Genomic DNA, 13095 nt, shown 5'->3' with positions numbered 1-13095 from the left:
CTCAGAGAGAAATGTCAAGGTTGCGGATGATCGGGCCCCAGGTATCGGCGTCGCGCTTCATATGGCGCTCCACCTCGGACGGCGGCCCCTTGATTGCATCCAGGAACTGGAAGGCAAGCTTCTCCTGGAATTGCGGGTCGTCCAGGATCTGGTTGATGTCGGCATTGACCTTGCGGATAACGCCTGCAGGCGTGCCTGAGCGGGCCACGATCGCGTACCACCCGGGTACCTGCACGTCATAGCCAAGCTCCTTGAAGGTGGGCACCGCGGGCAAGGCCGGCTGCCGCTTGTCGCCGGTGACCGCCAGCGGTACCAGCTTCTTGCCGGCGATGTAAGGCTGCACGCCCGCGAGCACATTCATCATCACCGGGGTCTGCCCGTTCATCAGGCTGGTCGAGCCACCGCCGCCGTTGAACGGCACGTGCTGCAGCCGGACTTCGGTGCGTTGTGCGACCAGTTCCATCGCCAGGTGGGTGGAGTTGCCGATGCCGCCCGACGCGAAGCTGATCTCGCCGGGGCGAGCCTTGGCCATCCGCACGAAATCCTGGAACGTATCGGCCTTGAGCGACGGTGCCGCGACAAAGACAAAGGGCGAGTTGGCGAGCATCGCCACGCCGGTCAGGTCCCGGCCCGGGTTGTAGGGCAGCTTCGGATACAGGAAGGGATTGAAGCTCAGGTTGGAAACGCCGGCGAAGAACAGCGTGTAGCCGTCGGCGGGCTGCCCGATCACATAGCTGATCGCCAGCATCCCGTTTGCCCCGGGCTTGTTCTCCACCACCACCGGCTGGTTCCAGGCACGGCTGAGCTTTTCCGCGAGCGCGCGCGCCAGCACATCATTGCCGGTGCCGCCGGCCTGCGGCACCACCAGCCGCACGGGCTTCGAAGGGAAGGTTTGCGCCTGCCCGATCCCTGGCAGCGCCATCGCCACCGCAGTCCCGGCCACCCAGGCCAGTAGTTGTCGCCGATCCATATTGCACCCTGTTGGTTTGTCACGATTCGCCTCGTTCGCGAAGGCGTGGGATGCAATGTACCACGTGGTACACGAATGGGAAAAATCGGGGTTTACGCGGATTTCCGCGGAAGAAGCCGTTACTTGCCGGTTTGGGGAGGCACCGCCATCCTGGCGGCGAAGTACTTCAGCGCGGCCGTCGTGCCCTTGCGGTCACCCGTGGTGACCAGGTCCAGCAGCAGCCCACGCATGGTGGCAAGTTCCACCCGCGCGCGCAGCCCGGCCTCGGCAGCGCCAAGGCCGAGGTCGCGCTGCAGGCGCGCCGCCAGCGTGGTTGTCCAGCTGCCGACGACGTCTTCCAGAAAGCCGCTGAAGCGCTCGCGGTCGCGGATGGCCTTGCCGTAGATCTCGAACATCAGCTGCATGATCGGCAGGTAGGCTGGAGCGGAATAGCGCTCCCATGCCGCCTCCATCGCGGCTTCGGGAGCCATGCCTTCCACCATCACGCGCTGGCGGGCGGCCTGCTCCGCATGGCGGATGCGATGCAACAGTGCCTGCCAGAAGCCATCCCCGGAGCCGAAGTAGTAGATCAGCATGCGGTGGCTTGTGCCGAGCGCGTCCGCCACACTGCGCAAGGAGAGATCGCCCAGGCCATTGGCAAGAACATGATCGGTGGCGGCATCCAGCAACTGGATGGCCTGCTCGCTGGCGGAGCGGTCAAGGGCGGGGGCTTTGGCTTTCGGCATGGAGGGGTGGCACGTGCGCCGGGCGCGCAGGATGGCTGCCCCGGATTCTACGATAACTGTCGTCGCCGGCCTGCGTGATACAGTCTTTAGCGTACGGCACACCGCCCCCACGCAAGCATGAAAACGCTGCTGATCGTCTATCACACCATGACCGGAGGCACCCGGCAGATGGCCGAGGCCGCCGCTGACGCGGCCCGTCAGCAGCCCGGCGTCACGGTCGTGCTGAAGACGGCTGCCGAGGCCGGCCCGGACGATGTCCTTGCCGCCGACGGCTATCTCTTCGCCACGCCAGAGAACCTGGCCGCCATGGCAGGGATGATGAAGGACTTCTTCGACCGCTGCTATTACGCCGCGCTGGACCGCATCAACGGCCGCCCCTACGCCACCATGATCTGCGCCGGCAGCGATGGCGAGAATGCGCTGCGCCAGATCGACCGCATCGCCACCGGCTGGCGGCTCAACTGCATTGCGCCGGGGCTGATCGTCTGTACGCATGCGCAGACGCCTGAGCGCATCCTTGCGCCCAAGCAAATCGAAGCCGGGGACCTGGCGCGTTGCGCGGAGTTGGGTGAGGGCCTGGCAGCGGGATTGGGGCTTGGGGTGTTCTGATGGCATGCCGGGGCCGTACCGCGCTATGGGGCGGGGCGGGCCCGTTCAGGCAGCCAGTGGTGAGATGCCGCGCGAGGTGTCGTTGCCGCCCTCTTCCTCCTGCACGATCAGCGCGACGCCACGCCGCCTGGCCGCAGCCATGCCGATGTTGACGGCGATTTCGCGATCCTCGCAGTGCACCAGGCCCTTGCGGGCACTTTCGACCGTCAGTTCCCAGCCTTGCGCCGTCTGCCTGATCAGGAAGTTCGCAGCCATGGGTCGCTCCGTCGTTGGTGTTCTTGCAGCGTAGTCCATCGGCCTGCCATTGAAATCGGCGTCAGTCCGATAGCGTGCGGGCACTTCTCCTACACCAGGGTGGGGACGGTCAAATCCAGGCGCCGTACATGACACACAATAATCGCGGAAATATGATTGTTGATGCATGTTATGGTTATAACTCCCCGATCGATCCAAAAATCCTCCTCGACTACGAGAAACCTGAGCCCCGGACCCGCGAGAAACCGTGCCGCGCACGATGACACGCCGGGTCATGATTATCGGTGACAGGCCCGGGCAAGCCGGATCAGCAACCGGCACTTTGCCCGCGCCCATTCCGATATATCTCCTGGAGGAGACTCATGGATGCACACGATATCGCCGGCACGGCTGTGGCCGGCTCACCACCCCCGGTTCCGCGCGCCAAGCCCCCTCGTCCCGGCAAGAGCACGCTGCAGGATGTGGAGCAGATTCGCCTGGCAATCGAGATGATCGGCCTGGGCGCCCGCCTGCAGGTGCTGGAATCCGAAGTGTCGCTGCCACGCGTGCGGCTGATCCGGCTGTACAAGGAGCTGTGCGGGGTGTCGCCGCCCAAGGGCATGCTGCCGTTCTCCACGGACTGGTTTGTCTCCTGGCGCCCGAATGCCCATGCCTCGATGCTGCTTGGCGCCTACCGCTTCATGACCAGCCGCGGCAGCCTGGACGGGATCCGCGCGGTCTTGTCCAGCTACCGCATGTACCGCGAAGAGCTGTGCGCCACCGGCGAGGCCTCGCAGCTGAGCTTTACCCGCGCCTGGACGCTGGTGCGCTTCTATGAGCGCGGCATGCTGCGGCTGGCGCGTTGCAGGGACTGCCGGGGTGAGTATGTCGTGCAGGCCGACGATGCGCGCCACCGGTACGTCTGCGGGCTATGCCTGCCGCCGGCGCGCGCAGGCAAGTGCCGCAAAACCGCGCCGGCTGCGTTGGCCGGCTGACGCCGCGCACGGCGTCCCAGTGTCTGCCGCCGCACAGTCCGGTGCACGGCAGGCTTCCATGATGAGTGCTTCTGCCATCCAGGCCGCCGGCGTTTCAGGCCGGCCCCGCTTGTATCAGGGAGCCTCGCCCATGTTCAGGATCACTATGCTTGGAAAAAAGACCGGCGCGGCCGCGCCCGACAAGAATGACCAACACAACGCCATCGAAGCTCCCGCGCCGGCCGCGCCTGGCGAGCCGGGCAAGACGATGCCGGAACAGTTGGCGCAAAACCTCAAGACACAAGGCGATGCCATGATCCAGTACGGCGCGCGCCTGCTGGTGATGCGCGAGCTGCTGTGCTCGCTGACCACGGGCCTGCCGCCGGCGGCGCGCGCCAGCGCCGAGCAGCGCTTCCGCCAGCGCATCAACCAGTTGATGTCGCTGACCGACGACCATGTCCTGCCGGCGGAATTCCACCGCGCCCTGCTTGCCGAGGTCAATTACTATCTGGGCGAGTTGAAAAAGCCCTGAGCAATGCCTGGCTGATAATCCCGCCGGCCATTATTGCAGGCGTGGCGATGCCGCCTGCGCGTATTATTCAGTGTCATTTTCCTTTCTCCGGATCGCACCCGGCACAGTCGGAAATGTTCTGCCCCTGCCAGGGCATTTCCGCGGAATCTCCCAGGCGCTGCAATAATCTCGCTCTGTTTGCTACTGGTAGTAACCGTCATCGCCGGGCAGCGGCCATCGTGCTACAGTGCGCCCTTCGGAGACCGCTTGCGCAGCGACCCACAGCGCACTCACGCCGCCCCTTTCCGGCCGGCACACCGCCCGAATTATTGCCGCGCAGCCGCCTGCCCAGGGCCATTGCCCCACCCGCCGCTGCCGCTCCCTAGGATCTTCATGAAAAACCGGCTCCAGGCCGCGCTCACCATCGCAGTCTTCAAGCTCGTCGCCGCCCTGCCGTACGGTGTCACCGCACGCCTGGGCGATGCGATCGGCAAGCTGCTGTATCGCATCCCCAGCCGCCGCCGGCGCATTGTCCATACCAACCTGTCCCTGTGCTTCCCAGACATGGATGCAGACACGCGGGACAAGCTGGCACGGAACCACTTCGGCCACGTCCTGCGCAGCTACCTGGAGCGCGGCGTGCAGTGGTTCGGCAGCGCCGAACGCCTGGGCAAGCTGGTGGAACTGGACTCGCGCATCGACCTGGCCTCGTGCGCGGAGCATCCGACCATCTTCATGGGCTTCCATTTCGTCGGCATCGAGGCCGGCTGCATGTTCTATTCGATGCGCCACCCGGTGGCCTCGCTGTACACCAGGATGTCCAGCCCGATGCTGGAACAAATCTCGCGCACGCAGCGCGGGCGCTTTGGCGCCGAGATGATCCCGCGCAGCGGCAGCGGCAAGCAGGTGGTGCGCACGCTGCGCGCCGGCTGCCCGGTGATGCTGGCGTCGGACATGGATTTCGGCATCAACGATTCGGTGTTCGTGCCGTTCTTTGGCGTGCCGGCCTGCACGCTGACCTCGGCCTCGCGCCTGGCCAGCATGACCGGCGCGCGCGTGGTGCCCTTCACCACCGAAGTGCTGCCCGACTACCGCGGCTACCGGCTGCGCATATTCGACCCGCTGGAAGGGTTCCCCTCGGGCAGCGTCGAGGAAGATTCGCGCCGCATGAACGCCTTCCTCGAAACCCAGATCGCCACCATGCCGGAGCAGTATTACTGGATCCACCGGCGCTTCAAGAACCGGCCCGCAGGCATGCCGTCGGTGTACTGAGCCCGATTATCCTGCCGCGCGGCGCCAGGCCTCCTGGATGTCCGCCACCAGCCGCGCCAGTTGGGCCGCATAGCGGGCATTGTCGCGGCTGCGCTCGCTCTCGTTGAACGGGAAGCTGATATTGAGCCCGTACAGCTGCTGGTCCGGCCCGGAGAATGCGGCCCCCACGGCCAGCAGGTGCCCGGGCTGGTAGGCCGCCGTGCAATAGCCGTGCCGCTGCGCCTGCGCAATGCCGCGCAGCACCTGCGCCCGCATGCCGGTCCAGGCCTCGCCCTGGCGCGCGGCGATGCCGGCCAGCAGATCCTCCCTCACCCCCTCAGGCTGCGCCGCCAGCCATGACAGCCCGATCGCCGTCATCTCCATCGGCACGCGCGTTCCCGGCACCACGCGCCGCGTGCGCGACACGCTGTCGCGGCTGTGCCGGATCGACGCCAGGTACACCATCTCCAGCTGGTCGCCCACGGCCAGCCCCACGTTGACCTTGCCGGCCTCGGCCACCTTGCGCATCAGCGGCAATGCAATGTCCGGCGCGCGGCTGGACTGGTGGAAGGCATCGGCCAGGCTCAGCACCACCGGCGCCAGCCGGTAGGCGCGTTCGTTCACGTCATAGCGCAGGAAGCCGGCATCCACCAGCGAGCGCGTCAGCCGGCTGACGGTGGGGCGCGGCAGTCCGGTGCGTACCGCCAGCTCAGCATTGGTCAGGCTGGTGGTGCCAACACGGAAGGCCCGCAGCAGCACCAGCCCGCGCTCCAGCGACTGGCTGCCCGCGGTGTCGCGGGTAAAGCGGCCGGTCTGGTGCGTGACGCGGCGGGTGGAGGGCTCTGGCAGCACGACGTCCGGCATTGTCAGTAATTTCAGTTAGTGAAATTCGAGTATAGCGGTACGGCCGCGCGGCGCGAATACTGTGTGCATCCCGGCCCCGAGCCGATCCACCACAGAGGAGCGCCCCGCATGTCAACCGACGCCGATATCCAGGTCACCCATGAAGGCCACGTAGCCTGCATCGTCCTGTCCCGCCCGCCGCACAATTTTGTCGATGCCGACATCATGCGGCGCCTGGCCGACACCCTGCAGGCGCTGGACGACGACGAGAACTGCCGCGCCATCGTGCTGGCGTCCGGCGTCAGCGCGTTCTGCGCCGGCGCCGACTTCAGCGGCGCCGACCAGGGCGCGGTCGCCAACGACCCGGGCGGCTTCTACGCGCATGCGATGAGGCTCTACCGCAACCGCAAGCCGATCGTGGCCGCGGTGGAAGGCGCCGCCATCGGCGCCGGCATGGGGCTGGCGCTGGTGGCGGACTTCCGCGTGACCTGCGCCGAGGCGCGCTTCAGCGCCAACTTCAACCGGCTGGGCTTCCACCCCGGTTTCGGCATGAGCCTGACGCTGCCGCGCCTGGTGGGCGAGCAGCAGGCCGCGCTGCTCTTCTACACCGGCCGGCGCATCACCGGCACCGACGCCGTCAAGATCGGCCTGGCCGACGAACTGGTGGAAAAGGCGCAGGTCAATGCCCGCGCCATGGCCCTGGCGCAAGAGATCGCCGCCTCCGCCCCGCTGGCCGTGGAAACCACGCGCGCCACGCTGCGCGAAGGGCTTGCCGACCGCATCGCCGAGATCAACCAGCGCGAACTGGCAATCCAGCACGGACAGTTCCGCAGCGAGGACTTCCGCGAGGGTGTCGCCGCCATGGCCGCGCGCCGCGCCCCTGCTTTCAAGCGCCGTTGAAGGAGTGGGCCCGATGAACGAACAAGACACCCGCACCACGCCGGCCGGCCCGCTGGACGGCATCCGCGTGCTGGACCTCACTGCGGTCGTGCTCGGGCCGCTGGCCACGCAGGTGCTGGCCGACTTTGGCGCCGACGTGATCAAGATCGAAGGGCCTGAAGGCGACCTGATGCGCGCCAACGGCGTCTCGCAGCATGCCGGCATGAGCTCGATCTACCTGGCGCTGAACCGCAACAAGCGCTCGGTCGTGCTCGACCTGAAGACCCCCGAGGGCGCCGAGGCGCTGCGCGGGCTGATCGCCAGCGCCGACGTGCTGGTGCACAACATGCGCGTAGCCGCGATCGAGCGGCTGGGCTTCGGCTATGCCGAGGTGGCGCGCATCAACCCGCGCATCGTCTACTGCGTGGCCACCGGCTTCGGCCAGGACGGCCCGCACTGCGACAAGCCGGCCTTCGACGACATCATCCAGGCCGGCTGCGGGCTGGTCGCGCTGGGTTCCACCACCGGCGATCGCCCCGAGTACGTGCCCAGCCTGATCGCCGACAAGACCACCGGGCTGGCCCTGGCCAACGCCGTGCTGGCAGCCCTGCTGTACCGCGAGCGCCATGGCGTCGGCCAGTCGGTGGAGGTGCCGATGCTGGAGACCATGACCGCGTTCGTGATGGCCGAGCACCTGGGCGGCCTGACCTTCGAGCCCGCGCCGGCCGGTGCCGGCTACGCCCGCCTGCTGCAAGGCGGGCGCCGCCCCGCGCCGACCCGAGACGGCTGGATCTGCGCCCTGCCCTACACCGAGCGCCACTGGCAAGCCTTCTTCCGCGCGGTGGGCCGCGACGACCTGGCCGAGCGCTACGAAGTGGCCGACCGCGCGCAGCGCAACGCCAATATCCGCGCGCTGTACGGTCACCTGGCCGAGCTGACGCCGGCGCGCACTACCGACGAATGGATGGCGTTGTTCGAGTCGCTCGACATCCCCGCCACGCCGATCTATGGCCTGGACGCACTGGTCGAGCATCCGCACCTGCGCGCCGTCGGCCTGTTCCAGGAAACGCAGCACCCCACCGAAGGCCCGCTGCGCGAAGTGCGCCCCGCCGCGCGCTTCTCGGCCACGCCGCTGTCGCTGCGCCGTCATGCGCCGGGGCTGGGCGAACACACCGCCGAAGTCCTGCAGGAGCTGGGCCTCGCGCACGGCGTCAGCCAACGATAACGAATCAGCAGGAGACAGGCATGAACTTTGAACTGGACGAAGAACACGGGATGCTCAAGGACCTGGTCGCGCGCTTTGTGCGCGACCAGCTGATCCCGCTGGAACCCGCGGTGCTGGCGCGCGAAGCCGCCGGCGGGCAGATGACGCTGCTGCCGGAAGAGCACGCGCGGCTTGATGCGATGTCGCGCGAACTGGGCCTGTGGGGCCTGGATGCGCCCACGGAGATGGGCGGCGCCGACCTGCCCACGGTGGCGATGGTGGGCGTCAACGAAGAACTTGGCAAGACCATCACGCCCTACGAACTGCCGCCGGACTCGCCCAACCTGCGCATGCTGATGCTGAGCGCCAGCGAGGCCCAGCGTGAGCGCTACCTGGCCCCTTACGCGCGCGGCGAGACCGTGTCGGCCATCGCCATTTCCGAACCCGGCGCCGGCGGCGACCCCGCCATGATGACCACGCGCGCCGAACGCGACGGCGACCAATGGGTGCTGAACGGCCGCAAGATCTGGATCAGCCGCGCAGCACGCGCCGACTGGACCATCGTCATGGCCGTAACCGACAAGGCCAGGGGTGCGCGCGGCGGCATCTCGGCCTTTATCGTCGAGCGCGGCACGCCGGGCTTCAAGGTGGAGCGCCGCATCCCGATGATCGGCGGCGCATCGACTTACGAGGTGGTGTTGGAAGACTGCCGCATCCCCGCCGCGCAGCTGCTGGGCACCGAGGGCCAGGGCTTTGCGCCGATGCAGGCGCGGCTGTCCACGCGCCGCGTGCAGATGGCCGCGTGGTGCATCGGCCGGGCGCAGCGGGCACTGGACATGATCTGCGAGTACGCGCCGCAGCGCCAGACCTTCGGCGCGCCGCTGGCGCAGCGCCAGGCGATCCAGTGGTGGGTGGCCGACGCCGCCACGCGCATCCACGCCTGCCGCCTGATGACCTACGAAGCCGCCAGCCGCATCGACGCCGGCGACGAGGCGCGCACGCAGGTATCGATGATCAAGGTATTCGCCACCGAGATGGCCTGGGACGTGATCGACCACGCCATGCAGACCTTCGGTGCGATGGGCATGACCAAGGAGCTGCCGCTGCAGCAGATGGCCAACGAGACCCGTTTGATGCGCATCTACGAAGGGCCCAGCGAGGTGCACCGCTGGGTCATCGCCCGCGACCTGCTCGGGCTGCGCCGCTAAAGCCCCCCCGTTTATCCCCTTGCACCGGCGGGAACACGCCGGGCTTTCCACGCTCAGGAGACACCATGCAACAGGCTTTCCGTTCCCGCCGCCGCTTCCTCGGACTGGCTGCCGCCGCGCTGGCGGCCATCGGCACCGCTACGCCGCTGGCGGCGCCCGCCGCAGAGTCCGCCGACGCCTTTCCTGCCCGCCCGATCCGCTTTATCGTGCCCTTCCCTTCCGGCAGCGGCACCGACACCACCGCGCGCATGTTCGCCAAGAAGATCGGCGAGCTGACCGGCCAGGGCGTGGTGGTGGAGAACAAGCCCGGCGGCAACGGCTTTATCGGCGTGCAGACCGCGCTGAACGCGCCGGCCGACGGCTACACCGTCTTTATCGGCAGCAATTCCACGCTGTCGACCAATGCCGCCACCTTCCGCAAGCTGCCGTATGACCCGTTGACGGATTTCGTGCCGATCACGCTGCTGTCGCGCGGGCCATGCGTGATCATCGTGCCGGCAAGCTCGCCCTACCGCACGCTGACGGAGCTGCTGGAAGATGCCCGCAAGCGCCCCGGCGCGCTCAACTACGGCACGGGCTCGATCTCCTACACGCTCTACTCCGAGTGGCTCAACGAACTGGCCCGCATCAAGACCACTGCCGTGCCGTACAAGGGCGCGGGCGATGCCATCAACGGCGTGATGGCGGCCAATGTCGACTTCGCCGTGGTGGATGCCACCGGCGCCATCGAACTGGTCCGTGGCGGTAAGGTCCGCGCGCTGGCCTACACCGCGCCGCAGCGCTCGCCGCTGCTGCCGGACGTGCCCTCCATCGTCGAAGCCGGCCTGCCGGACTTCCTGGCCTACAACTGGGTGGCCGCGGCGGTCTCGGCAAAGACCCCGCCGGCGGTGGTGAAGCGGTTGCTGGACCTGTTTGCGCAGGCCGGCAACGCGCCCGACGTGCGCGAGTACTACACGCGCCAGTCGACCAAGCTGATCCTGTCGTCGCCGGCCGAGATGCTGCAGTACCAGAAGGACGAGATCCAGCGCTGGAAGCGGCTGGCGGCGGTGGCGAAGATCCCGCTGCAGTAGTCGCTTCCCCCCCGGGGCCTGACGGCTCAGCGGCTGTGCTCGCGCAGCAGCACCGTCAGGCGCTGCGCCAGCGGCGACAGGTAGGCGCCCTCGCGCGAGATCACGCCGATGTTACGGCGCAGGTCCAGCTCCTCCACGCCCAGCGGCAGTACGCGCAGGCCGTGCTGCATGGCATCGCCGCCTTCATTGGCGATGCTCAGCATCTGCGTACCCTGCATCAGCGCAAACAGCGAACTGCTGCCAAAGTCGATCTCGATGCGCGGCTGCGGCTCCGGCAGGCCGCGCTGGCGGAACGCCGCGTCGACCTGTTGGCGCAGTGTGATATGCCCTTCGGGCAGCAGCCATTCCTGGTCCGCCAGGTCCGCCAGCCGCAGCTTGCGCCGCTGCAGCAAGACATGGCCTTCGTCAGCTACCACCACCAGCCGGTCGTCAAAGAGTGGCTGCACCGCCAGGCCGGTCGATGAGGCTGCCGAAGGCGCCGGCGCCACCGCCACATCCAGTTCCCCCGCCGCCAGCAGGTCCAGCAGGTCGCGCGCCAGCCTGCGGCGCAGCCGCAGCCGTGCCACGGGACGCTCGCGCACCAGTTGCCGGCAAGCGCCAAGGATCATGCTGCCCGGGATCGACGGCGAATAGCCCACGCGCAGGATGCCCTGCTCGCCGGTGCGGATGCCCAGCATCTCCTTGATGCCGTCCTCGTATTCCAGTTGGATGCGCCGCGCCCGCTCCAGGAAGCGCGTGCCTGCGTAGGTGGCGGTCATGCCGTTGGCGGTGCGCTCGAACAGCGGCAGCCCCGCCTGCGTCTCCACCCGCTGCACCGCCTTGGTCAGCGCCGGCTGGCTGATCCCCAGCGCGTCGGCGGCACGGCCGATGCCGCCGTGCGCCGCCACGGCGAGGATGTAGTCGATGTCTCGCGTCTCCATTGCATCACATTCCTGATGGTTATGACTTTATAGCCAACGCGTCATTGTGGTGATGCCTGCCATCTTACAGACTACGGCGCACGAGCACACGTAAAAGCGCTCGCCAGGATCATCAAGCATCAACGGAGACAGCATGGGTTTCGCGTATTTCCTGCGCCGCGCCGCGCGCTACTGGGGCGACCAGCCCGCCATCCTCTACCAGGACCGGGAGGTGACCTATCGCCAGCTGGACGAACGTTCCACGCGCCTGGCCAATGCGCTGCTGGCACTGGGCCTGCAGCCCGGCGACCGCGTGGCGGTGCAGTCGCGCAACCGGCCCGAGCTGGTCGAACTGGAATGCGCGCTGTACAAGGCCGGACTGGTCAAGGCGGCGCTCAACCCGCGCTTCACCGCGGCCGAGGCCAGCGACGTGGTAGAGAACTGCACCCCGCGCGTGCTGATCGCCGGCCCCGGCTACACCGGCTATGCGCGCACCACGGCGGGCTTTGGCAGCATCGAGACCTTTATCGCCATCGGCGATGCGCCGGCGGGCTATGTCGAATATGAAGCGCTGCTGGCCAACGCCGGCACCACGTCGCCGGACATCACCCCTGCCCCCGACGACCTGGCCGTGCTGCATTTCTCGTCCGGCTCCACCGGCAAGATCAAGGCTGCCATGCAGAGCTACGGCAACCGCATGGCGGCGCTGCGCAAGATGGTGTCCGGCATGGACCGCCCGGCCCGCCCCGGCGACCGGCTGGCGCTGATCGGGCCGGTCACGCACGCCTCCGGCATGCTGATGCAGCCCTACCTGTACCAGGGCGCCACGCTGGTGCTGTTCGAGAAATTCGAGCCTGCGCACTTCCTGGCCGAGGTGGCGCGGCTGCGCATCACCCACGTGTTCATGGTCCCGGCCATGATCAACATGCTGCTGGCCGAGCCCACGCTGGCGCAAGCCGACCTGTCCAGCCTGAAGACCCTGGCCTACGGCGCCGCCCCGATGGCGCCGGCACGCATCCGCGAGGCCTGGGAGCGCATCGGCCCGTTCCTGTCGCAGGGCTATGGCGCCAGCGAATCGACCTCCGGCGTGACGCGCCTGTCCACCACCGACCATGCTGACGCCATCGCCAACCACCCTGAGCGCCTGGCCTCCTGCGGCCGCGCCCTCGGCGAGACCGAAGTGCGCGTGGTCGACGAGCAAGGCAAGGAGGTTGCCGTGGGCGAGATCGGCGAACTGGTGATCCGCGGCGAAGACGTGTTCCACGGCTACTTCAACGAGCCCGCGCTGACGCGCGAGACCGTCATCGACGGCTGGCTGCACACCGGCGACATGGCGCGCGTGGACGAGGCCGGTTACCTGTACCTGGTCGACCGCAAGAAAGACATGATCATCTCCGGCGGCTTCAACGTCTATCCGACCGAGGTGGAAGCCACGCTGTACCAGCACCCCGACGTGCTGGAAGCGTGCGTCATCAGCGTGCCGGACGACACCTGGGGTGAAAGCGTCAAGGCCGTGGTCACGCTGCGCCCCGGGCGCGAGGCCACCGCCCAGCAGCTGATCGCGCACTGCCGCGAGCGCATAGCCGACTACAAGTCGCCGCGCTCGGTGGACTTTGTCGCCGAGCTGCCCAAGAACGCCAGCGGCAAGCTGGCCCGCAAGATCGTGCGCGAACGCTACTGGCAAGGCGTCGGGCGCCGCGTGAATTGAGAACTGAGCT

The 13095-nt window shown here is 67.7% G+C and carries 14 protein-coding genes; 9 read left to right on the top strand and 5 right to left on the bottom strand.

Annotated features, from left to right (window positions below; all coding sequences use genetic code 11):
* Nucleotide 1: 1 nt before the first annotated feature.
* Nucleotides 2-970 carry a Bug family tripartite tricarboxylate transporter substrate binding protein gene (locus CNE_RS22450; RefSeq protein ID WP_013952569.1) on the bottom strand — a complete coding sequence of 323 codons (969 nt, stop codon included), beginning with the start codon at nucleotides 968-970 and terminating at the stop codon, nucleotides 2-4.
* Between the two features lie 119 nt (nucleotides 971-1089).
* Nucleotides 1090-1695, bottom strand: a complete 606-nt coding sequence (locus CNE_RS22445) for a TetR/AcrR family transcriptional regulator (protein WP_013952568.1) — start codon at nucleotides 1693-1695, stop codon at nucleotides 1090-1092.
* 117 nt (nucleotides 1696-1812) lie between these two features.
* On the opposite strand from CNE_RS22445, the gene CNE_RS22440 reads away from it, so the two are divergent.
* Nucleotides 1813-2304 carry a flavodoxin family protein gene (locus tag CNE_RS22440; RefSeq protein ID WP_013952567.1) on the top strand — a complete coding sequence of 164 codons (492 nt, stop codon included), beginning with the start codon at nucleotides 1813-1815 and terminating at the stop codon, nucleotides 2302-2304.
* A gap of 45 nt (nucleotides 2305-2349) precedes the next feature.
* On the opposite strand, the gene CNE_RS22435 is transcribed toward CNE_RS22440, so the two are convergent.
* Nucleotides 2350-2559 carry a transposase gene (locus CNE_RS22435; protein ID WP_041228585.1) on the bottom strand — a complete coding sequence of 70 codons (210 nt, stop codon included), beginning with the start codon at nucleotides 2557-2559 and terminating at the stop codon, nucleotides 2350-2352.
* Between the two features lie 362 nt (nucleotides 2560-2921).
* Here CNE_RS22435 and flhC point away from each other — a divergent pair, with 362 nt between their 5' ends.
* The 3 genes from flhC (at nucleotide 2922) to CNE_RS22420 (ending at nucleotide 5295) form a co-directional block, all read left to right on the top strand.
* Nucleotides 2922-3533, top strand: a complete 612-nt coding sequence (gene flhC, locus CNE_RS22430) for a flagellar transcriptional regulator FlhC (protein WP_013952565.1) — start codon at nucleotides 2922-2924, stop codon at nucleotides 3531-3533.
* A 130-nt stretch (nucleotides 3534-3663) separates the two neighbouring features.
* Complete coding sequence (locus tag CNE_RS22425) at nucleotides 3664-4044, top strand: hypothetical protein (protein WP_013952564.1); 381 nt, start codon at nucleotides 3664-3666, stop codon at nucleotides 4042-4044.
* A gap of 372 nt (nucleotides 4045-4416) precedes the next feature.
* Entirely contained in the window at nucleotides 4417-5295 is an 879-nt protein-coding gene (locus tag CNE_RS22420; protein WP_013952563.1) for a lipid A biosynthesis lauroyl acyltransferase, read from the top strand.
* A 6-nt stretch (nucleotides 5296-5301) separates the two neighbouring features.
* Here CNE_RS22420 and CNE_RS22415 read toward each other — a convergent pair whose 3' ends face one another.
* On the bottom strand, nucleotides 5302-6138 hold the full coding sequence (locus CNE_RS22415; protein ID WP_013952562.1) for an IclR family transcriptional regulator: 837 nt from the start codon (nucleotides 6136-6138) through the stop codon (nucleotides 5302-5304).
* Between the two features lie 108 nt (nucleotides 6139-6246).
* On the opposite strand from CNE_RS22415, the gene CNE_RS22410 reads away from it, so the two are divergent.
* The 4 genes from CNE_RS22410 (at nucleotide 6247) to CNE_RS22395 (ending at nucleotide 10478) form a co-directional block, all read left to right on the top strand.
* Nucleotides 6247-7017 (top strand): enoyl-CoA hydratase/isomerase family protein, encoded by a 771-nt coding sequence (locus tag CNE_RS22410; RefSeq protein ID WP_013952561.1) that lies wholly within the window; start codon nucleotides 6247-6249, stop codon nucleotides 7015-7017.
* 13 nt (nucleotides 7018-7030) lie between these two features.
* On the top strand, nucleotides 7031-8221 hold the full coding sequence (locus CNE_RS22405) for a CaiB/BaiF CoA transferase family protein (protein ID WP_013952560.1): 1191 nt from the start codon (nucleotides 7031-7033) through the stop codon (nucleotides 8219-8221).
* Nucleotides 8222-8241: 20 nt separating this feature from the next.
* Nucleotides 8242-9408, top strand: a complete 1167-nt coding sequence (locus tag CNE_RS22400) for an acyl-CoA dehydrogenase family protein (RefSeq protein ID WP_013952559.1) — start codon at nucleotides 8242-8244, stop codon at nucleotides 9406-9408.
* A 65-nt stretch (nucleotides 9409-9473) separates the two neighbouring features.
* The gene (locus CNE_RS22395; protein ID WP_013952558.1) at nucleotides 9474-10478 is read left to right on the top strand and encodes a tripartite tricarboxylate transporter substrate binding protein; all 1005 of its coding nucleotides are present in this window, start codon (nucleotides 9474-9476) and stop codon (nucleotides 10476-10478) included.
* Nucleotides 10479-10504: 26 nt separating this feature from the next.
* On the opposite strand, the gene CNE_RS22390 is transcribed toward CNE_RS22395, so the two are convergent.
* Nucleotides 10505-11398 (bottom strand): LysR family transcriptional regulator, encoded by an 894-nt coding sequence (locus tag CNE_RS22390; RefSeq protein WP_013952557.1) that lies wholly within the window; start codon nucleotides 11396-11398, stop codon nucleotides 10505-10507.
* Between the two features lie 133 nt (nucleotides 11399-11531).
* Between CNE_RS22390 and CNE_RS22385 the strand changes: the two genes are divergently transcribed.
* Nucleotides 11532-13085 (top strand): AMP-binding protein, encoded by a 1554-nt coding sequence (locus CNE_RS22385; protein ID WP_013952556.1) that lies wholly within the window; start codon nucleotides 11532-11534, stop codon nucleotides 13083-13085.
* Nucleotides 13086-13095: the final 10 nt, after the last annotated feature.

The organism is Cupriavidus necator N-1, from assembly GCF_000219215.1.
GTDB lineage: Bacteria > Pseudomonadota > Gammaproteobacteria > Burkholderiales > Burkholderiaceae > Cupriavidus > Cupriavidus necator.
Note: the sequence above shows the minus strand (reverse complement) of the source record. Positions and strands in the feature narration are given on the sequence as shown.